The following is a 20,150-nucleotide window of genomic DNA, read 5'->3' as shown; positions in this document are numbered from 1 at the left end:
TCAGTCCGTGTCGGGAAGGATCATGTTGAGGGCCCAGGACACGATCGAGATGATCAGACCGCCCAGGACGGCCGTCCAGAACCCCTCCACGTGGAAGCTCAGGTCGAGCTTGTCGCACACCCACGACGTCAGCAGCAGCATCAGCGCGTTGACCACCAGGGTGATCAGGCCGAGGGTGAGGATGAACAGCGGGAAGGTCAGGATCTTGACGATCGGCTTGACCAGGAAGTTCACCAGGCCGAAGACCAGGGCCACCAGGATCAGCGTCCAGACCTTCTTGGCGGTGCTGTCGCCGGTCAGGGTGATCTTGTCGAGCAGCCATACGGCGACCGCCAGGGCGCCCGCGTTGGCGATCGTCTTGACTACGAAATTCATCATGTGTCTGATCGTGGCAGACGAGATCGGATACGAGCAGTGGGGCGAGGGCGGCAAAGGCGATGAAGGCATTCCGGCTGGACGAACTGGAGGCGGAGCGGGCCGCCAACGACGGGGCCTACCTGCAGTTCCTGCGGGAGCGGAACATGTCGGTCGGCCTGTACGCCCTCGACGCGGGCTCGCACGACCCGCAGCAGCCGCACAACCAGGACGAGGTCTACTTCGTCGTCAGCGGCCGTGCCGCGATCACCGTCGGTCTGGAGACCACCCAGGTGGCGCGGGGCAGCGTGGTGTACGTGCCGGCCGGGGTGGCCCACAAGTTCCATCACATCAGCGAGGATCTGCGGGTTCTGGTCGTCTTCTCTCCCCCTGAGGCCTGACCTCACCCCTCGGGGTTCCCTAGGGGAAGGGTCAGGGGAGGACAAGGGATCCAAGGCCCCCGTACGACCCCTTCGCGGCTCTAGCATCGGGTGCAGGACATCGCATCGTGCGGCACGCACGAGACCGTACGTGCCGGAGCGCACGAGAAAGCGGAGGACAGGGCAATGCGAGAGATCTTCACGGGTCTGCCGTGGTGGGTGAAGTGGATCGCGGTGCCGGTCATCGCGCTGGTGGTGTTCGGCGGTCTCATCACCGCCGTGATCAGCTGGGTGGTCTTCCTGCTCTTCAAGCTGCTGATCTTCGTCGCGCTGGTCGGCGGACTGATCTACATCGTGCGGAAGTTCATGTCGAACTCCTCGTCGAAGAGCGACTGGTGAGATCAGTGGGAATCGGTGGCCGGTAACAGGAATCACCGGTTCCCTCGGGGGAGGGAAGTTTCCCGCACGGGCCGACCGGAAGCGCCGGCGGACGGTTAGAGTCGCTGACCCCCTCGCGCTCCGGGAGTGACCCTTGGCCACGCTTGACGCCACCTCCGCACCCACGGAACATCCCCCACCCCCGACCCAACGCCGTTCCGGCACACCGCCCGTACAGCGGCCCGCCGCCCCGGCCGACCCCGCACAGCCGCATTCGGCCACCCTGATCGGCTCCGTGCAGCGTGCGATGCGCCTGCTGGAGTGCGTCGCCGGGCACGAACACGGCGCCCCCGCCAAACAGCTGGCCCGGGAGACCGGCCTCGCCCTGCCCACCGCCTACCACCTGCTGCGCACCCTGGTCCACGAGGGCTATCTGCGCCGTGAGAAGGGGTTGTTCTTCCTCGGTGAGGCGGCGGAGCGGCTGAGCAGCAGTGGAGCGCAGCAGAAACGTCGCAGCGCGGTCGTCGAGACCCTCGCCGACTGGCGGGATTCGATCGGGGTCCCGGTGTACTTCGCCATGTACCGGGACGGCGAGATCGAGGTCATGTGCGTCTCCGACTCCCCGGGTACCCCGGCGGTCGAGGAGTGGGCCGACTTCCGCGAGACCGGCCACGCGCACGCCATCGGCCAGTGTCTTCTCTCCCAGCTGGACGAGGACGTCCGCCGCGACCATCTCGGCCGCTATCCCGTGCGGCCCCTCACCCCGTACACGGTCCGTGACGGCCAGACGCTGCTGCGACGGCTGGAGCGGACGCGGCGGATGGACCCGGTGGTGGAACGCCAGGAGTACGCGCTGGGGACGGTCTGTGCCGCGATTCCCCTCACCGTCGGGACCACGGCCGCCACGATCGCCATTTCCCTCCCCCTGCACCAGGCCGACCGGCTGCTGCCGGCGGTCCAGCAGTTGCAGGCCGGAGTGGGCCGGCATCTGGGGTCCCTGGCGATCGCTATCAGTATCTGAAAACTCACTCCTTGTGATCTCCCGTGTACGTTCAGCAAGATTTGACCACCATCAAGGGATAAATCCCGGCCAGTCGGTGTCATATGACGGGGTAGGCAATGCGCGAGTCCGTACAAGCAGAAGTCATGATGAGCTTTCTCGTCTCGGAGGAGCTCTCCTTCCGCATTCCCGTGGAGTTGCGCTACGAGACCTGTGATCCCTATGCCGTCCGGCTCACCTTCCACCTGCCCGGGGACGCGCCGGTGACCTGGGCCTTCGGACGGGAGCTGCTGATCGACGGGGTGGGGCGGCCGTGCGGCGAGGGAGATGTGCACATCGCGCCCGCCGACTCAGAGGTGCTGGGCGAGGTGCTGATCCGGCTTCAGGTCGGCGGCGACCAGGCGATGTTCCGGTCCTCCGCGCCGCCGCTGGTGGCTTTCCTGGATCGCACGGACAAGCTGGTGCCGCTTGGTCAGGAGGGCTCGCTCGCCGACTTCGACGCCCATCTCGACGAGGCTTTGGACCGCATCCTGGCCGAGGAGCAGAGCGCAGGCTGAAGCGTCACGGCACGGTGCGCGCACCGCTCCGCCGAGCCGCGTGTGGACGCGCAGGAACGCTTCTGCGCGTCCACGAGGCCCTTACCGGGCCAGTTGTCCTCGCCCGCGCCGTCCACGGCTCACCCCCGTAGTCCGTGCCTCACCGCTTCCGGCGCCGACCCCGTCCACCGCGCGCCGACGCCGATGCGGTTGGCCCCGTTGACGCGGCCTCCATGGCCACGGCCGTCTCCGCGCCCGGCCGGTCGGCCGACACCACCAGGGCCGCGAGCAGCGTGGTGACCGGCACCGAGGCGACCAGGCCGATCGAGCCGACCAGCGTGCGCACGATCTCCTCGGCCACCAGCTCGCTGTTGGCAACCGTGGCCACACTGCTCTGCGCGATCGAGAAGAGCAGCAGCAGCGGCAGTGCGGCGCCCGCGTAGGCAAGCACGAGGGTGTTGACGACGGAGGCGATGTGGTCGCGGCCGATGCGGATGCCCGCCCGGTACAGCCCGCGCCAACCCATCGTGGGGTTGGCGTCGTGCAGTTCCCAGACGGCCGAGGTCTGGGTCACCGTCACGTCGTCCAGGACACCCAGCGAACCGATGATGACACCGGCCAGCAGCAGTCCGCTCATGTCGATCGACGGATACAGGCCGTGGATCAGGCCGGTGTTGTCGTCGGTGTTGCCGGTGAGCGCGGCCCAGTCGATGAACTCCGAGCCGAGCAGGCCGATCAGGCACAGCGAGACCAGCGTGCCGAGCACCGCCACCGAGGTCCGGGCGGACAGCCCATGGCACATGTACAGGGCGATCAGCATGATGGCGCTCGATCCGACCACCGCCACCAGCAGCGGATTCGAGCCCTGCAGGACGGCCGGCAGGATGAACAGGGTCAGCACGAGGAAGCTGACGGCCAGCGCGACCAGCGCCATCACACCGCGCAGCCGGCCCACCACCACGACCGCGAGCGCGAAGATCCCGGCCAGCAGTGCCATCGGGAACTTCCGGTTCACGTCGGTGACCGAGTACTGCAGGTCCTTGGGCGCGGAGGGCTCGTACGCGGCCACGACCTTCTCGCCCTCGTGCAACTGCCGGGACTGGTCGGGCTGCACGATCTCGGTGAAGGTACGGCCCTCGTCCTTGCCGGCGTCGACCCGGACCGTGGCCTTCTTGCAGGTGCCGCCGTCCTCCTGCTTCGAGGAAGTGCCCTCGGCGGTGGAGGTGTCGCCGGTCGAGCCCCCTCCGGAGGCGTTGACCGACTTGCAGCTGACCGAGACGACCTTGGTGACCGTCGCCGCCTGTGTCTGGCGGTCGAAGCCGACCCCGGTGCGCTCGTGCGGCGGGGCACCGCCGGGCCACAGCACCACCAGGCCGACCACGACCGCAGCAGTGAAAGGGATGAGGATCGCCGCGATGACCTTGCGCAAATGCTTGGAGACGGGTGCGGCGGGGCCGTGGCTGTGGCTGTGCCCATGTGAGTGGCCTGGGGCCTGGCCGTTGGCCGAGTGGTCATGGGTCTGACGAGGGCCGGGGCCGGGTTGGGGGCCGTGGGCGTGAGCGTGGCCGTTGTCGTCATGGTGGGCATGGCTGGGAGCGTGTCGGTGGTCGTACTGCTCGCCCTGCCCGTGGATGTGGCCGTCACCGGCACCATGGCCCCCGTGGCCGGGTCCACCGCCCTGCGAGGCGCCGTTGCCGCGCCGCGGCTCGGGGGGCGGATAGGGGTGCTGCTGTGTCGAGGTCACCGCCAGATCATCGCAAGAACGACCGGGGCCCTCTGTTCACCGCGCCCGAATTGACGCTAGCGTGGAGGCACCTTTGCACACGCGGGAGCTCGGAGCACCGGGCTGAGAGGGCGCTGACCTCCGTATTCGCGATGTTTCACGTGGAACGAGTGATGTTTCACAGGAGCGTCGCCCGACGGAAGCCGCTGCGTCGACCGCCGAACCTGTTACCGGGTAATGCCGGCGTAGGGAGTAGGTCTCATGACCAACAAGGACGCACGCACGCCTGCCTCCAACCAGGACGAACAGCCCATTGCGGACGAACCGTCCCCGGAAGGCGGGAAGTCCATCGGCTGGCACAAGGGGTACGTCGAGGGCACGCGCCCCGATCTGCGGGTGCCGGTCCGTCAGGTGCATCTCACCAACGGGCAGTCGGTGACCCTCTACGACACCTCTGGGCCGTACACCGATCCGCTTGTCGAGACCGACGTCCGCAGGGGCCTGCCGCCGCTGCGGGAGAACTGGATCATCGCCCGCGGCGACACCGAGGAGTACGCGGGCCGGCCCGTCCGTCCCGAGGACGACGGGATCAAGCACACCTCGCCGCGCGGCGGCCTGCGCAACCTGGACGCTGTCTTCCCGGGCCGCCCGCGTCAGCCCCGGCGTGGCCGGGACGGCGAGGCGGTGACGCAGCTCGCGTACGCACGCCGGGGCGAGATCACCCCGGAGATGGAGTACGTGGCCATCCGCGAGAACGTTTCTCCCGAGGTGGTCCGCGAGGAGATCGCGGCGGGCAGGGCCGTACTGCCCGCCAACGTCAACCACCCGGAGATCGAGCCGATGATCATCGGCAAGCGGTTCCTGGTGAAGGTCAACGCCAACATCGGCAACTCCGCGGTCACCTCCTCCATCGAGGAGGAGGTCGAGAAGATGACCTGGGCGACCCGCTGGGGTGCCGACACGGTCATGGACCTCTCCACCGGCCGCAACATCCACACCACCCGCGAGTGGGTGCTGCGCAACTCCCCCGTCCCCATCGGCACGGTGCCGCTCTACCAGGCCCTGGAGAAGGTCGACGGCAGGGCCGAGGAACTGACCTGGGAGATCTACAAGGACACGGTCGTCGAACAGGCCGAGCAGGGCGTGGACTACATCACCGTCCACGCGGGCGTGCGCCTGCCGTACGTGCCGCTCACCGCCAACCGCAAGACCGGCATCGTCTCGCGCGGCGGCTCGATCATGGCGGCCTGGTGCCTCGCGCACCACAAGGAGTCGTTCCTGTACGAGAACTTCGAGGAACTCTGCGAGATCCTCGCCGCCTACGACGTCACGTACTCCCTGGGCGACGGCCTGCGCCCCGGCTCCATCGCGGACGCCAACGACGAGGCCCAGTTCGCGGAACTGCGCACGCTCGGGGAACTCAACCGGATCGCCAAGCGTTTCAATGTACAGACCATGATCGAAGGCCCGGGCCACGTCCCGATGCACAAGATCAAGGAGAACATCGACCTTCAGCAGGAGATCTGCGATGAAGCTCCGTTCTATACGCTCGGCCCGCTGACCACGGACGTCGCACCGGCGTACGACCACATCACCTCCGGCATCGGTGCCGCGATGATCGCCTGGTGGGGCACGGCGATGCTCTGCTACGTCACGCCCAAGGAGCACCTGGGCCTGCCCAACCGGGACGACGTCAAGACCGGTGTCATCACCTACAAGATCGCAGCCCATGCGGCCGACCTCGCCAAGGGCCACCCGGGCGCGCAGGAGTGGGACGACGCGCTGTCCGACGCCCGCTTCGAGTTCCGGTGGGAGGACCAGTTCAACCTCGCCCTGGACCCGGACACGGCCCGCGAGTTCCACGACGAGACGCTTCCGGCGGAGCCGGCGAAGACGGCCCACTTCTGCTCGATGTGCGGGCCGAAGTTCTGCTCGATGAAGATCTCCCAGGACATCCGCCGCGAGCACGGCGGCAACCGGGCCGAGGTCGAGGCGGGTATGGCGCAGAAGTCCAAGGAGTTCGCGGCTGCGGGCAACCGGGTCTATCTGCCGATCGCGGAGTGACCGCGGGCCCGGGAGCGTGCCGGAGTCCGGGGAAGCGGCTTCCGGCACGTGCCCCGGGCCCGGCTATCTGGCTCGCCAGGCCTCGGCCTGGTCCAGGACGTACGCGGCGAGTTCGGGCGGGTGCAGGGCGAGGGCGCTCACGGCGGCCCGGTCCAGCGGGATCCGGACCGGCTCGAAGTCGCCGGTGTCAGGGGCGGCGAGCTCGGGGCCGTCGCGGCGGTCCAGGCGCATGTCCAGCAGATCGGCGAGGAAGAAGTGCTGCGTGACGGTGAGCGTCTCGCCCGGTTCGGTCACGGTCGGAAGGGGGGTGGCGGGACCGATCGTGGCGCCGATCTCCTCCATCACCTCGCGGCGCAGTGCCGCTTCGAGGCCGGTGTCATCGGGTTCGACGCTGCCGCCCACGGTCGTCCAGTACGGGGAGCCGCACGGCCAGCCCCGGCGCAGGAGAACCAGGTGGTCACTGTCGAGCAGGACGACACGCACCTTGTGACGGGCCTTCATTGACGGGCCTTCACAGGGGGCACGGTAGTGCGTCTCAGGGTACCAGGACGAGTTTTCCGGTGGTGCGCCCGGCCTCGATCGCGCGATGGGCCTCCGCGGCCTCGGACAGCGGGTAGGTCTCCTGGACGAGTACCCGCAGCCGGCCCGTCTCGATACGTTCCGTGATCCGTTCCAGCAGCTCACCGGAGGGAGCAGCAGTGACCCACACATAGCGCACCCCGCGCTCGGCCGCCTGGCCTTCGTCCGTTCCCGGGTCGATCGACGCGCCCACGAGCAGACCGCCGGGGCGAAGCACGTCGAGGGAGCGCGGTCCGTAGGAGCCGCCGACCAGGTCCAGAACCGTGTCCACCGGAGCCACGGCGGACTCGAAGGCCGTGGTCGTGTAGTCGATCAGCTCGTCGGCACCCAGCCCGCGCAGCAGTTCGTGCCGGCCTGGCCGTGCCGTGCCGATGACGTAGGCCCCCAGTTCCTTGGCCAGTTGCACCGCGACATGGCCGACGCCACCGGCCGCCGCATGGATCAGCACCCGGTCACCGGGCCGGACCCGCGCCAGTACGGCCAGCGCCTGCCAGGCGGTGACCGCGACCAGGGGCACGGCAGCCGCGAGCGCGAGCTCCAGGTTCCCCGGAGCGGGGGCCAGCGCCCCGGCCGGCGCGACGGTGAACTCGGCGTAGGCACCGCGCCGTGAGACCGGCAGCATGCCGTACACCCCGTCGCCCGGGGCGAACCGTGTCACCCCCTCGCCGACCTGCTCGACGACACCGGCGACATCGTTGCCCGGCGTCCACGGCAGTTCGACCAGCTCCGGCACCCGGCCGGAGCGGAGCACCGCGTCCCCGGGATTGACCCCGGCCCCGGCGACCCGCACCAGCACCTGGCCCGGCCCCGGCTCGGGTATGCCGGTCCCGGCGTACTCCAGCGTCTCGGGGCCACCGAACACGGACTGGACGACAGCATGCATACGGGCGGACATCAGGACTCCTCGTCGGTGGGGCGCGTCGCGTCCCATGCTCGGCCCGGACGACAGCCCTGTGGAAGAAGGCACTTTCCTGATATCGAGGTTCCTCATGGATACCGGCTTCGACCTGAGAGAACACGGCGGCGTGGACGTCTTCCTGCGCGACTGCCCGACCCGTGCCGTGCTGGACGTGATCGCCGGCAAGTGGACCATGCTGGTGCTGGTGGCCCTTGCGGACGGCCGGCTCATGCGCTTCGCGGAACTGCGCAGACGGCTCGACGGCGTGACGCCGAAGGTGCTGACGCAGACCCTGCGCGCGCTGGAGCGGGAAGGACTGCTGACCCGCACGGTGTATCCGACGGTGCCGCCGCGCGTGGAGTACCGGCTGACCGAGCTGGGTCAGGAGGCGGGCGGGCTCGTGCAGCGCATCACCGACTGGTCGCAGGCGAACATGGCCGCCATGCAGGAGGCACGGGAGGAGTTCGACGGGCGCGCCGCCCGTCAGTCCCCCGGTGCGGCCTCGTAGACCGGGTGTCCGGCCTGCGCCCCCTGGGAGGGGCGCAAGCCGGGCTATTCCGGCTGGTGTTCCGGGCCTCCGAAGTCCGGGCTGGTGTAGTCCGGGCTGGTGAAGCTCGGGCGGGGGGCGGGGGCTGTGCCGTCGTCGGTGCTGAAGCCGGGACGGTCGTAACCGAGACGCGGCATCCGGCCCGCCGGGCCCGACGGAGCGGTACTGGGCAGCCCGGCCGTGCCGGTCTCGGTGGCCAGGGCTTCTCGGAGGAAAGGCAGGATGCCCCGCTGCAGCAGGGCGTCCCGCCAGGCCTCCCGGGCCTTGGCCACCTCCCCGCCGGGTTCGCCGTAGGCTCCGGCCTCCAGCGAGGGGCTGTTGCGCAGTGCGGTGAGCAGCAGTCCCGTGCCGGCCATGACGACGGTCGCCGCGGTCACGGCGCCGAACACCCAGCCCGCGGTGAGCATGGTCTGGGCGAACGCCGGAGCCGGGTCCAGCATCTTCAGGACGTAGCCGACGAGGAGGAAGATCGCCGCGGCGGTGCCGGCGAGCACGGGCGCCAGGACCAGGGCGAGGGCGAAGCCTCCGGCGCCGGTGGTCTCGGCAGCCTCGCCGAGGGTGGTGGCGAGCCCCATCGCGCCGCCCGTGCCCGGCTCCGCGGAGCCGGAATCCTGGACGGTGGCCGGGGTGGACCGCGCCGGATTGCGCAGTTCCTCGCGGACCTTCACATAGTGCTGGTACTCGGTCGCCGCGGCCGCCGTGATCAGTGCGGTGGCGTTGAGCGCCATGGTGCGCAGCTGTTCGGTGTTCAAATGCTGGCCTATACCGGCCAGTTCGGAACGGTACTGGGCGGAGCGCAGCGCCTCATCGAGGATCCGCTCGTATTCCTGGCGGTCCTCGCTGTGCAGGTGCTGCGGAACGCTGTTCATGTGCATCCCCCGATGCTCCGTAGGGCTTGTGCTCGCACGCCGGCGAGCCGTCGGGCAGAAACGGAGGGGAGCCTGCTACGGATAAACCGATGGTAGAGCCGTTACGGCACGCGGTGACAGGGGGTTGCCGGAAATTGGGGGTGGCCCGCGTGTGACGTCGCGGGGATGGAACAGCTCCGCGAATGCTCAGTTGTCCAGCGGAAGTTCCCTCACCAGCAGCTTTCCGGCCATGGTCACGCCGCCGTCCATGGCGATGGCCAGCCCGTCGGCGTACACGTGCGGTCCCTCCACAACCGGGCCGGTGCCCTCTTCGCCCTCCTCGGAGCCGACTTCCCCCAGCAGATAGGGAATCGGGCTGTGCCCGTGAACGATGCGGGTGCCGCCGTACGTATCGAGAAGGGAACGGACGGCGTCTGCACCCCCCTCGTCGCGGAAGGAGAAGCGCTTGGTGAATTTCCGGAACAGGTCCCACACTTCGTCCGCGTCGTTACGCGTGATGGTCTCGCGGATCGTGTCGTTGACCGCCTCGATCGAGTCGCCGTAGTCGAGGTAGGAGGTGGTGTCGGAGTGGACCAGCAGGTAGCCGTCGACCTCCTCGACGGCGTCCAGGCGGGCCATCCACTGGAGGTGGTGGTCCTGGAGCCGGTCCATGTCGGTCTTCTGGCCGCCGTTGAGCAGCCAGGCCGCCTGAAAGGTGGCGGTGCCCGCGCCGGAGTTGACGGGCGTGTCGCCGAACCGCTTGGCGCCGAGCAGCAGCAGTTCGTGGTTGCCCATGAGTGCCTTGCAGTAGCCGCCGGCCGCGGCCGCCTCGGCGGACAGCCGCATCACCAGGTCGATGACGCCGATGCCGTCCGGGCCCCGGTCGGTGAAGTCGCCGAGGAACCACAGCCGGGCGGTGCCCGCGCACCATTGGCCGTCAGCGTCGACCAGGCCCTGCTCCCGCAGCGCGGCGACCAGCTCGTCGAGGTAGCCGTGCACGTCACCGACGACGTACAGCGGGCCGGGGCCGTTTCCGGGCTGCGCGGCCGGGCCTGCGGCCGGTTCGACGGGCGTCTGGAGCGTGTCGCCTCGGTTGATGACGGGCAGGTCCCGCTGGGTGGGCGTGTAGCCGTCCGGATGCCCTTCGGGGTACACGTCGTCGAGCGGCGGGACGACGTCGCCGGGGTGGGTGCCGGAGGCGTACGGACCGGTCTCGTTGACGTACCCGGGCACCCGGAAGTCGCGCAACGTCGCCGTCCGCTCCGCCTCGGGTCCCTGACCGGCCCCCTGAGTCATCAGACCCCTCCACCATCGCGCCGCATCTGCACCGCTTCGGACTGCCTGGTCGCAGCGGCCCGCGGTGTCGTGGGCCCATCATAGGAATGCGCGTCGCGCCGTGTGATGACCCAGGGGTGGTGAATCCGGGCAGGACTCCAGTTCAGCGTGGCTTTCGCCCCGGTTGGGCAGGGGTTCGACCACGCGCTGTTCGGCTGCCGGCCGCCGTCGGACGACGCCCGGCTGCCGAGCCGCCCCGCTCTCCGCGCGCTCGTGCTACTCCTCCTCCGGTGCCCGCGGCGGGCTGACCGTGGTGCGCTGCGGACGTCGCTGGGAGGAGGTACGCACGATCAGTTCGGTCGGTATCACCTGCTCGACCGGCTGGTCCGAATCGACGCCCTCGATCGCGTCGATGAGCAGTTGCACCACTGCCGTGCCGATGCGGCGCGGCTTCAAGGAGAGCGTGGTGATGGGCGGCTCGGTGTTGGCGTACACGGTCGACTCGCTGCAGCACACGAGGAGCAGGTCGTCGGGGACGCGCAGCCCGTAGCGGCGGGCGGCGGCCAGCAGGTCGGTGCCGTTGGGGTCGAAGAGGCCGTAGACGGCGTCGGGGCGGTCGGGGCGGGCGAGCAGGCGGTCGGCGGCGACGGCGCCGGCGCACGGGTCGTGCGCCGGGTAGGCCTCGTAGACCGGGTCCTGGCCGACGCGCTCGCACCAGCGCAGGTAGGCGCTGGTCGACAGGTGCGTGTACGTGTCCGTCGTGGTGCCGGTGAGCAGGCCGATCCGGCGGGCGCCCGCGTCGGCGAGATGGTCGAGGATGCCGAGGACGGCGGCCTCGTGGTCGTTGTCCACCCAGGCCGTGACCGGGAGCGGGCCGGCCGGGCGGCCGTCGGAGACCACCGGCAGCCCCTGCCGGACCAGTTCGCTGACCACCGGGTCCTGGTCGGAGGGGTCGATGACGACCGTGCCGTCCAGGGCGACGTTCGACCACACGTCGTGGCGTGAGGTCGCGGGGAGGATCACGAGGGCGTAGCCGCGGGCGAGCGCGGCCGAGGTGGCGGCCCGTGCCATCTCGGCGAAGTACGCGAACTCGGTGAAGGTGAAAGGTTCATCCCCGTACGTCGTCACGGTCAGGCCGATGAGTCCCGACTTGCCGGTACGGAGGGTGCGGGCGGCGGCCGAGGGACGGTACCCCAGCCGGTCGGCGACCTCGCGGACATGGCGCCGGGTGGCATCCGGGAGCCGGCCCTTGCCGTTCAGGGCGTCGGAGACGGTCGTGATGGAGACTCCGGCGGCGGCGGCCACGTCTCTGATGCCCGCCCGGCCCGGCCGGCTGCCTCGCCGAGAGGTTTCCGCGCGGCTCACCTGGTGCTTCCCTGCTGCTGTCATGGCGAGCCGATAGTAGGGCTCATGCGGTGGGGTAGTGCGGACGCATATGCACGCGTTGACAGGCACGTTTCTGCAAGGTCAATTAGGGTCAACTGCCTTAGAAAGAAAGTCAGTTGAACGATCCAATAGTGAGACGTGACTTGTCGGCGCGGATGGGCCTGCCAAGTGCCCGATGTTTCGAAGAGGTCTCAACTCACCTGCACGGGTGATGCGCGCCAGGGCGTGAGCCACCGGCGCGTAGATATATGTAGGGCGCGCCCCCGATAAATGCGCCTTCGTACGGTGATGCCCGTGATGGCAGTGGGACGGATGAGGTTCGCAGGTCCGGCTCAGTGCACGCGCTCCCGCTGTTCGCAGCGAGGCCGAATCCTCATAGGGTGAGCAGTATTGGATGCCGGCGGCGCGGACGGTCCGCCGGTGGTCGCGAGGAGGACTGCGGTGAGCGAGACGAGCCCCAAGCTGCGCGCCGAGCTGGAGGGTATCCCCACCTACAAGCCGGGCAAGCCTGCCGCGGCCGACGGCCCTGTCGCCTACAAGCTCTCCTCCAACGAGAACCCGTATCCCCCGCTGCCCGGCGTGATGGAGTCCGTCACGGCGGCCGCCTCTTCCTTCAACCGCTACCCGGACATGGGGTGCACCGGGCTGATGAACGAGCTCTCGGACCGCTTCGGCGTTCCGCTCGGCCATCTGGCCACCGGTACCGGCTCGGTCGGCGTCGCCCAGCAGCTGGTCCAGGCCACCAGCGGCCCAGGCGACGAGGTGATCTACGCCTGGCGGTCCTTCGAGGCTTACCCGATCATCACGCAGATCAGCGGCGCCCGGTCGGTCCAGGTGCCGCTCACGCCCGGTGATGTGCATGACCTGGACGCGATGGCGGACGCCATCACGGACCACACCCGTCTGATCTTCGTCTGCAACCCCAACAACCCCACCGGTACGGTGGTCAGGCGGGCCGAGCTGGAGCGGTTCCTGGACCGGGTGCCGGGTGATGTGCTGGTGGTGCTCGACGAGGCCTACCGGGAGTTCATCCGTGACCCCGAGGTGCCCGACGGTGTCGAGATCTACCGTGAGCGGCCCAACGTCTGCGTGCTGCGGACCTTCTCCAAGGCCTACGGCCTCGCCGGGCTGCGCGTCGGCTTCGCGATCGCACATGAGCCGGTGGCGGCGGCGCTGCGCAAGACGGCTGTCCCCTTCGGCGTGAGCCAGCTCGCCCAGGACGCGGCGATCGCCTCGCTACGGGCCGAGGACGAGTTGCTCGGCCGGGTCGGCTCGCTGGTGTGCGAGCGGCAGCGCGTGGTCGAAGGGCTGCGCGGCCAGGGCTGGACGGTGCCCGAGACCCAGGCGAACTTCGTGTGGCTGCGGCTGGGGGAGCGTACGACCGCCTTCGCGCAGCTCTGTGAGGGGCACGGCGTGGTCGTCCGGCCGTTCCCGGGCGAGGGCGTGCGGGTGACGGTCGGCGAGACCGAGGCGAACGACATCTTCCTGAAGGTGTCGGAGGCGTTCCGCAAGGAGCTGTAGCGCGTCCACGTGTACGGGGTCGCACGGCCGACAAAGGGCCGGGCGGCCCCGTACGCATGTCCGAGTAGGTGCCGAACGGCCCAAGTGCGACCCCCCTTCGAACTTCGACAATCGGTGCGTCATAATGGCTTGTGAATGTGAATGCATTCACAAGCGTGTCCCATTAGTCCCGTGATGTACGCGACAAAAGGGGCAGAGTGCCGCTGTACCACGGCGACGTAAGGAGACTGACGACGTGTACCTGGCTCTGGCGCCGGAGACACTGGCGCGCTGGCAGTTCGGCATCACCACCGTCTACCACTTCCTGTTCGTCCCGCTGACGATCTCCCTGGCCGCGCTCACGGCCGGCCTGCAGACCGCCTGGGTTCGTACGGAGAAGGAGAAGTACCTCAGGGCGACCAAGTTCTGGGGCAAGCTCTTCCTGATCAACATCGCGATGGGTGTGGTCACGGGCATCGTGCAGGAGTTCCAGTTCGGCATGAACTGGTCCGACTACTCGCGGTTCGTCGGCGACATCTTCGGTGCCCCGCTCGCCTTCGAGGCGCTGATCGCGTTCTTCTTCGAGTCCACCTTCATCGGGCTGTGGATCTTCGGCTGGGACAAGCTGCCCAAGAAGATCCACCTGGCCTGCATATGGATGGTCTCCATCGGCACCGTCCTGTCCGCGTACTTCATCCTCGCGGCCAACTCGTGGATGCAGCATCCCGTCGGCTACAAGATCGACAAGGCGAAGGGGCGGGCCGAACTCACCGACTTCTGGGCCGTCCTCACCCAGAACACCGCGCTGGCCCAGGCCTTCCACACGCTGTCCGCGTCCTTCCTGACCGGCGGCGCGTTCATGGTCGGCATCGCCGCCTTCCACCTGTTCCGCAAGAAGCACATCACTGTGATGAAGACCTCGCTGCGGCTCGGGCTCATCACCGTGGTCATCGCCGGCATGCTCACCGCGATCAGCGGTGACACCCTCGGCAAGGTCATGTTCAAGCAGCAGCCGATGAAGATGGCCGCCGCTGAGGCCCTGTGGGACGGCCAGCACCCCGCGCCCTTCTCGATCTTCGCCTACGGCGACGTCAGCAAGGGCCACAACACCGTCGAACTGTCCGTCCCCGGCCTGCTGTCGTTCCTGGCCGACGACGACTTCAACTCCTATGTCCCCGGCATCAACGACACCAACAAGGCCGAGCAGCAGAAGTACGGCGCCGGCGACTACCGGCCCATCATCCCCGTCACCTTCTGGGCGTTCCGCTGGATGATCGGCTTCGGCATGGCGTCCTTCGCCATAGGGCTGGCCGGACTCTGGCTGACCCGCAAGAAGTTCATGCTGCCGCAGCATCTGAGGGTCGGCGAGGACGAGGTGCCGAACCTGGTCCTCTTCAAGAACAAGGTGCTCAGCCCCAAGCTCGGCAGGCTGTACTGGCTGGTGGCGATCTGGACGCTCGGCTTCCCGCTGATCGCCAACTCCTGGGGCTGGATCTTCACCGAGATGGGCCGCCAGCCCTGGGTCGTCTACGGCGTCCTGAAGACCAGTGCCGCGGTCTCCCCCGGTGTCTCCCAGGCCGAGATCCTCATCTCGATGATCACCTTCACCGCGCTCTACGCCGTCCTCGCCGTCGTCGAGGTCAAGCTGCTCGTCAAGTACGTGAAGGCCGGCCCGCCGGAGCTCACCGAGGACGATCTCAACCCGCCCACGAAGATCGGCGGCGAGACCCGTGACGCCGACAAGCCGATGGCCTTCTCGTACTAGGCCGAGGGAGACGCAGTCATGGAACTTCACGACGTCTGGTTCGTCCTGATCGCCGTCCTGTGGACCGGCTACTTCTTCCTGGAGGGCTTCGACTTCGGGGTCGGCATCCTCACCAAGCTGCTGGCCCGGGACCGCCTGGAGAAGCGGGTGCTGATCAACACGATCGGCCCGGTCTGGGACGGCAACGAGGTGTGGCTGCTCACCGCGGGCGGCGCGACCTTCGCCGCCTTCCCCGAGTGGTACGCCACGCTCTTCTCCGGCTTCTACCTGCCCCTCCTGGCCATCCTGGTCTGCCTGATCGTCCGGGGCGTCGCCTTCGAGTACCGGGCGAAGCGGCCCGAGGAGAAGTGGCAGCGCAACTGGGAGACCGCGATCTTCTGGACCTCGCTGGTCCCGGCGTTCCTGTGGGGCGTGGCCTTCGGGAACATCGCGCACGGCGTGAAGATCGACCGGAATTTCGAGTACGTCGGCACCGTCTGGGACCTGCTCAACCCGTACGCCCTGCTCGGCGGACTGGTGACGCTGACCCTGTTCACCTTCCACGGCACGGTGTTCACCGCACTCAAGACGGTCGGCGACATCCGGGTACGGGCGCGGAAGCTGGCGACCAAGCTCGGTGTCCTCACTGCCGCACTGGCGCTGGTCTTCCTGCTGTGGACCCAGATCGACAGTGGTGACGGCAAGAGTCTGGTGGCGCTGGTCGTGGCGGTCGCCGCCCTGCTGGCCGCCCTCGGGGCCAACCTGCGGGGCCGCGAGGGGTGGGCGTTCGCCCTGTCCGGCGCGACGATCGTGGCCGCCGTGGCGATGCTCTTCCTGTCGCTCTTCCCGAATGTCATGCCGTCGTCGCTCAACAGCGACTGGAGCCTCACGGTCACCAACGCCTCGTCGAGTCCGTACACCCTGAAGATCATGACATGGCTGGCCGCGATCGCCACCCCGCTCGTCCTGCTCTACCAGGGATGGACCTATTGGGTGTTCCGCAAGCGGATCGGTACGCAGCACATAGCGACCGAAGCCGCGCATTGAGTCCGAGGGGAGGGTGTCTCATGGCGATGATCACGCCGATCTGTGATGTTTCACGTGAAACACCCTCTCCGGGCCGAAGGGCATGTTTCACGTGAAACCAATCGATCCCCGTCTGCTGCGTTACGCCCGTGCCACCCGCGTCTTTCTGGTGGCCGTCCTCGGCCTCGGTGCCGTCGGTGCCGGACTGGTCATCGCTCAGGCCATGCTCATCGCCGAGGTAGTGGTCGGCGCCTTCCAGCACGGTCACTCGGTCTCCGGACTCCGCACGCCTCTGCTGCTGTTGGCGGCTGTGGCGGTCGGCCGGGCGCTGGTCTCCTGGCTCACCGAACTCGCCGCGCACCGGGCGAGCGCGGCGGTCAAGTCCGAGCTGCGAGGGCGGCTTCTCGACCGGGCGGGGGCGCTCGGTCCCGGCTGGCTGAGCGGCCAGCGGACCGGGTCGCTGGTCACCCTTGCCACGCGCGGTGTCGACGCCCTCGACGACTACTTCTCGCGTTACCTGCCGCAGTTGGGGCTGGCGGTGATCGTGCCGGTCGCGGTGCTGGCGCGGATCGTCACCGAGGACTGGGTGTCCGCGGCGATCATCGTCGGAACCCTGCCGCTGATCCCGCTCTTCATGGTGTTGATCGGCTGGGCCACCCAGTCCCGGACGGACCGTCAGTGGCGGCTGCTGTCCCGGCTCTCCGGCCACTTCCTGGATGTGGTCGCCGGGCTGCCCACGCTGAAGGTGTTCGGCCGGGCCAAGGCGCAGGCCGAGTCCATCCGCCGGATCACCGGCGAGTACCGGCAGGCGACCATGCGGACCCTGCGGATCGCCTTCCTCTCCTCCTTCGCGCTGGAGCTGCTCGCCACACTGTCGGTGGCGCTGGTCGCCGTGACCATCGGCATGCGGCTGGTGCATGGCGACATGGACCTGTACATCGGGTTGGTCATCCTGGTGCTGGCGCCCGAGGCGTATCTGCCGTTGCGGCAGGTGGGGGCCCAGTTCCACGCGGCGGCGGAGGGGCTGTCGGCGGCGGAGGAGATCTTCGCGGTGCTGGAGACACCGGTGCCGGTGTCCGGTGCCGGTGCGGTGCCTTCCGGTGCTTCGCTGGCCTTTGAGGGAGTGACGGTCCGTTATCCGGGGCGGTCGGCGGACGCGGTCACCGACGTCTCGTTCACCGTCGAACCCGGGGAGACCGTCGCGCTGGTCGGCCCGAGTGGCGTGGGCAAGTCGACGCTGCTGAGCGTGGTGCTGGGGTTCGTACGGCCGGTGGAGGGCCGGGTGCGGATCGGGGGAGCCGACCTTGCGGGCCTCGACCTGGAGGAGTGGCGGTCGTGGATCGCGTGGGTACCGCAGCGGCCGCATCTGTACGCCGGGACGATCGCCGAGAACGTACGGCTTGCGCGTCCCGACGCGGACGACGACGCCGTCCGGAGGGCGTTGCGGGACGCCGGGGCGCTGGAGTTCGTGGATGCGCTGCCGGAGGGGGCGGAGACGGTTCTCGGGGAGGACGGGGCCGGGCTTTCCGCGGGGCAGCGGCAGCGGCTGGCGTTGGCTCGGGCGTTTCTGGCAGACCGGCCTGTGCTGTTGCTGGATGAGCCGACGGCTGCGCTGGACGGGGGGACCGAGGGGGAGGTGGTGGCGGCGGTACGGCGGCTGTCCGAGGGGCGGACGGTGTTGCTGGTGGTGCACCGGCCGGCGTTGCTCTCGGTGGCGTCCCGAGTCGTGCGGCTCTCCGGCAGCGAGGCCCCCAGGGGGCTCCGCCCCCTGGACCCCCAGAACCTTTGCCCACCCACCGCCCGACTCGGTCGGTTGGAAGGCGAGGTCGGGGGTCGGATCGGTGGGTTGGAAGGCGAGGTCGGGGGTCGGATCGGTGGGTTGGAAGGCGAGGTCGGGGGTCGGCTCGGTGGGGTGGAAGGTGAGGGCGGGGGTCGGCTCGGTCAGTTGGAAGGCGAGGTCGCGGGTCGGCTCGGTGGGTTGGGAGGCGGGGCTGCGGGTCGGCTCGGTGGGGTGGAAGGTGAGGGCGGGAGTCGGCTCGGGCGGTTGGGAAGTCGGGCCGTGGACCGACTCGATCGGTTGGACGGTGAGCCCACGGAGGGACTTGGGTGGTCTGTCGGGGGTTCCGTGGAGCCGGTGGGCGAGGGTCGGCGGAGTGTTCTTGGGCGGGTTCGTGCTGCTTCTGGGGCCCGGCGGGGGCGGTTGTTGCTTGCGCTGGTGCTCGGGGCTCTCGCGCTTGGTAGTGCCGTTGGGCTGATGGCGACCTCCGGGTGGCTGATCTCGCGGGCCTCGCAGGAGCCGCCGGTGCTGTATCTGATGGTTGCCGTGACGGCGACACGGGCCTTCGGGATCGGGCGGGCGGTGTTCCGGTACGGCGAGCGGCTGGTGTCGCACGATGCCGTGCTGCGGATGCTGGCCGAGACCCGGGTTGCCGTGTACCGGCGGCTGGAGCGGCTGGCGCCCGCCGGGCTGCGGACGACCAGGAGGGGTGATCTGCTCAGCCGGCTGGTCGCTGATGTGGACACTCTGCAGGACTACTGGCTGCGGTGGCTGCTGCCTGTCGGGGTCGCGGTGGCCGTCTCCGCGGGGTCCGTGGGGTTCACGGCCTGGTTGCTGCCCGAGGCCGGGGCCGCGCTCGCGGTGGGGCTGCTAACGGCCGGTGTCGGTGTTCCGCTGGTGACCTCCGCCGTGGCCCGGCGGGCCGAGCACCGGCTGGCGCCCGCCCGCGGGCTGCTCGCGACCCGGGTGACCGACCTGCTCACCGGCACCGCCGAGCTGACGGTCGCCGGCGCGCTGCCCGCCCGTACCGACGCGGCCCGGCGGGCCGACGGCACGCTCACCCGGATCGCCTCGCGGGGAGCGACCGCCACCGCACTCGGCGACGGGCTGACCGCACTGCTGACCGGCCTGACCGTCGTGGCCACCGCGCTGCTGGGCGTCCAGGGCGTCGCCGACGGCCGGCTGAGCGGGGTGACGATGGCGGTCGTCGTGCTCACCCCGCTGGCCGCCTTCGAGGCCGTACTGGGGCTGCCGTTGGCCGTGCGGCACCGGCAGCGGGTGCGCAGGAGCGCCGAGCGCATCTATGAGGTGCTGGACGCGCCCGAACCCGTGCGTGAGCCGGAGCGGCCGCGGCAGGCGCCCGCCGCGCCCTTCCCCGTCGTCCTGAAGGGCCTGACGGCTCGGTACCCGGGGCAGCGGAGGGATACGCTCGACGGGGTGGACCTTGCCCTGCACGAGGGGCGCAGGGTCGCCGTGGTCGGGGCGTCCGGCGCCGGCAAGTCGACCCTCGCGCAGGTCCTGCTGCGGTTCCTCGACCCGGGCGCGGGCTCCTACACGCTCGCCGGCGTGGACGCGTACGGCATGGACAGCGACGACGTACGGCGGCTGGTCGGGCTGTGTGCTCAGGACGCGCACCTGTTCGACAGTTCCGTACGCGAGAACCTCCTGCTCGCCCGGAAGGACGCGACCGAGGAGGAGCTGCGGGACGCGCTCGGCCGGGCCCGCCTGCTCGACTGGGTGGACGGGCTGCCCGACGGACTCGACACCCTGGTCGGTGAGCACGGGGCACTGTTGTCCGGCGGGCAGCGGCAGCGGCTGGCCCTCGCCCGGGCGCTGCTCGCCGACTTCCCGGTACTCGTGCTGGACGAGCCCGCCGAGCATCTCGACCTGCCCACGGCCGACGCGCTCACCGCGGATCTGCTGGCCGCCACCGAGGGGCGTACGACGCTGCTCATCACGCACCGGCTGGCGGGCCTGGAGGCAGTGGACGAGGTGATCGTCCTCGACGCGGGCCGGGTGGTGCAGCGCGGGACCTACGCGGAACTGGCCGCCGCGGCCGGACCGCTGCGCGACATGGCGCAGCGGGAGGCGGCGGCCGAGTCGCTGGTGGGAGCGCGGTAGCCCGGCGCGGCGGG

Annotated in this window: 17 protein-coding genes and 1 riboswitch; of the genes, 10 read left to right on the top strand and 7 right to left on the bottom strand. The window is 69.5% G+C overall.

Features of this window, described 5'->3' with window-relative positions; all coding sequences use genetic code 11:
• Window positions 1–378, bottom strand: coding sequence for a phage holin family protein (locus OHB00_RS25500; protein ID WP_365799312.1), 378 nt, complete (start codon window positions 376–378; stop codon window positions 1–3).
• A gap of 59 nt (window positions 379–437) precedes the next feature.
• On the opposite strand from OHB00_RS25500, the gene OHB00_RS25495 reads away from it, so the two are divergent.
• The 4 genes from OHB00_RS25495 (at window position 438) to OHB00_RS25480 (ending at window position 2,669) form a co-directional block, all read left to right on the top strand.
• Window positions 438–755, top strand: coding sequence for a cupin domain-containing protein (locus OHB00_RS25495; RefSeq protein ID WP_181808054.1), 318 nt, complete (start codon window positions 438–440; stop codon window positions 753–755).
• Between the two features lie 165 nt (window positions 756–920).
• Complete coding sequence (locus OHB00_RS25490) at window positions 921–1,133, top strand: DUF5326 family protein (RefSeq protein ID WP_089100495.1); 213 nt, start codon at window positions 921–923, stop codon at window positions 1,131–1,133.
• Between the two features lie 262 nt (window positions 1,134–1,395).
• On the top strand, window positions 1,396–2,133 hold the full coding sequence (locus tag OHB00_RS25485) for an IclR family transcriptional regulator (RefSeq protein WP_406445980.1): 738 nt from the start codon (window positions 1,396–1,398) through the stop codon (window positions 2,131–2,133).
• 98 nt (window positions 2,134–2,231) lie between these two features.
• Window positions 2,232–2,669: an SsgA family sporulation/cell division regulator gene (locus OHB00_RS25480; RefSeq protein WP_365799309.1), complete on the top strand. Its 438-nt coding sequence runs from the start codon at window positions 2,232–2,234 to the stop codon at window positions 2,667–2,669.
• Between the two features lie 139 nt (window positions 2,670–2,808).
• Here OHB00_RS25480 and OHB00_RS25475 read toward each other — a convergent pair whose 3' ends face one another.
• Window positions 2,809–4,392: a YibE/F family protein gene (locus OHB00_RS25475; protein WP_406437868.1), complete on the bottom strand. Its 1,584-nt coding sequence runs from the start codon at window positions 4,390–4,392 to the stop codon at window positions 2,809–2,811.
• A gap of 71 nt (window positions 4,393–4,463) precedes the next feature.
• Window positions 4,464–4,640: riboswitch (TPP riboswitch) on the top strand.
• Here OHB00_RS25475 and thiC point away from each other — a divergent pair.
• The gene (gene thiC / locus OHB00_RS25470; protein ID WP_406437866.1) at window positions 4,633–6,435 is read left to right on the top strand and encodes a phosphomethylpyrimidine synthase ThiC; all 1,803 of its coding nucleotides are present in this window, start codon (window positions 4,633–4,635) and stop codon (window positions 6,433–6,435) included. (Overlaps the previous riboswitch by 8 nt.)
• 63 nt (window positions 6,436–6,498) lie before the next feature.
• On the opposite strand, the gene OHB00_RS25465 is transcribed toward thiC, so the two are convergent.
• Together OHB00_RS25465 and OHB00_RS25460 are read right to left on the bottom strand one after the other, a co-directional pair.
• The gene (locus OHB00_RS25465; RefSeq protein WP_406437864.1) at window positions 6,499–6,936 is read right to left on the bottom strand and encodes an NUDIX domain-containing protein; all 438 of its coding nucleotides are present in this window, start codon (window positions 6,934–6,936) and stop codon (window positions 6,499–6,501) included.
• A gap of 34 nt (window positions 6,937–6,970) precedes the next feature.
• On the bottom strand, window positions 6,971–7,909 hold the full coding sequence (locus tag OHB00_RS25460) for an NADP-dependent oxidoreductase (protein ID WP_406437862.1): 939 nt from the start codon (window positions 7,907–7,909) through the stop codon (window positions 6,971–6,973).
• 94 nt (window positions 7,910–8,003) lie between these two features.
• Between OHB00_RS25460 and OHB00_RS25455 the strand changes: the two genes are divergently transcribed.
• Window positions 8,004–8,420, top strand: coding sequence for a winged helix-turn-helix transcriptional regulator (locus tag OHB00_RS25455; protein WP_406437861.1), 417 nt, complete (start codon window positions 8,004–8,006; stop codon window positions 8,418–8,420).
• A 44-nt stretch (window positions 8,421–8,464) separates the two neighbouring features.
• Here the strand turns inward: OHB00_RS25455 and OHB00_RS25450 are convergent, their stop codons facing one another.
• The 3 genes from OHB00_RS25450 to OHB00_RS25440 all read right to left on the bottom strand — a co-directional run bounded on the left by OHB00_RS25450 (window position 8,465) and on the right by OHB00_RS25440 (window position 11,971).
• Window positions 8,465–9,334, bottom strand: coding sequence for a hypothetical protein (locus OHB00_RS25450; protein WP_406437859.1), 870 nt, complete (start codon window positions 9,332–9,334; stop codon window positions 8,465–8,467).
• A 180-nt stretch (window positions 9,335–9,514) separates the two neighbouring features.
• Complete coding sequence (locus tag OHB00_RS25445; protein WP_406437857.1) at window positions 9,515–10,603, bottom strand: metallophosphoesterase; 1,089 nt, start codon at window positions 10,601–10,603, stop codon at window positions 9,515–9,517.
• Window positions 10,604–10,858: 255 nt separating this feature from the next.
• Entirely contained in the window at window positions 10,859–11,971 is a 1,113-nt protein-coding gene (locus OHB00_RS25440) for a LacI family DNA-binding transcriptional regulator (protein WP_406437855.1), read from the bottom strand.
• A 438-nt stretch (window positions 11,972–12,409) separates the two neighbouring features.
• Here OHB00_RS25440 and hisC point away from each other — a divergent pair, with 438 nt between their 5' ends.
• The 4 genes from hisC (at window position 12,410) to cydD (ending at window position 20,136) form a co-directional block, all read left to right on the top strand.
• Window positions 12,410–13,489, top strand: coding sequence for a histidinol-phosphate transaminase (gene hisC / locus OHB00_RS25435; protein WP_406437853.1), 1,080 nt, complete (start codon window positions 12,410–12,412; stop codon window positions 13,487–13,489).
• 235 nt (window positions 13,490–13,724) lie between these two features.
• A complete protein-coding gene (locus OHB00_RS25430; protein ID WP_406437851.1) occupies window positions 13,725–15,233 on the top strand; it encodes a cytochrome ubiquinol oxidase subunit I in 1,509 nt (502 codons plus the stop codon).
• A gap of 18 nt (window positions 15,234–15,251) precedes the next feature.
• Window positions 15,252–16,259, top strand: a complete 1,008-nt coding sequence (cydB, locus tag OHB00_RS25425; protein WP_406437849.1) for a cytochrome d ubiquinol oxidase subunit II — start codon at window positions 15,252–15,254, stop codon at window positions 16,257–16,259.
• A 91-nt stretch (window positions 16,260–16,350) separates the two neighbouring features.
• The gene (gene cydD / locus OHB00_RS25420; RefSeq protein WP_406437847.1) at window positions 16,351–20,136 is read left to right on the top strand and encodes a thiol reductant ABC exporter subunit CydD; all 3,786 of its coding nucleotides are present in this window, start codon (window positions 16,351–16,353) and stop codon (window positions 20,134–20,136) included.
• The last annotated feature ends 14 nt before the right edge of the window (window positions 20,137–20,150 follow it).

Source organism: Streptomyces sp. NBC_00631 (assembly GCF_045206895.1).
Taxonomy (GTDB): domain Bacteria; phylum Actinomycetota; class Actinomycetes; order Streptomycetales; family Streptomycetaceae; genus Streptomyces.
The sequence above is the reverse complement of the archived record's forward strand: the minus strand, read 5'-3'. Positions and strand labels throughout refer to the sequence as shown.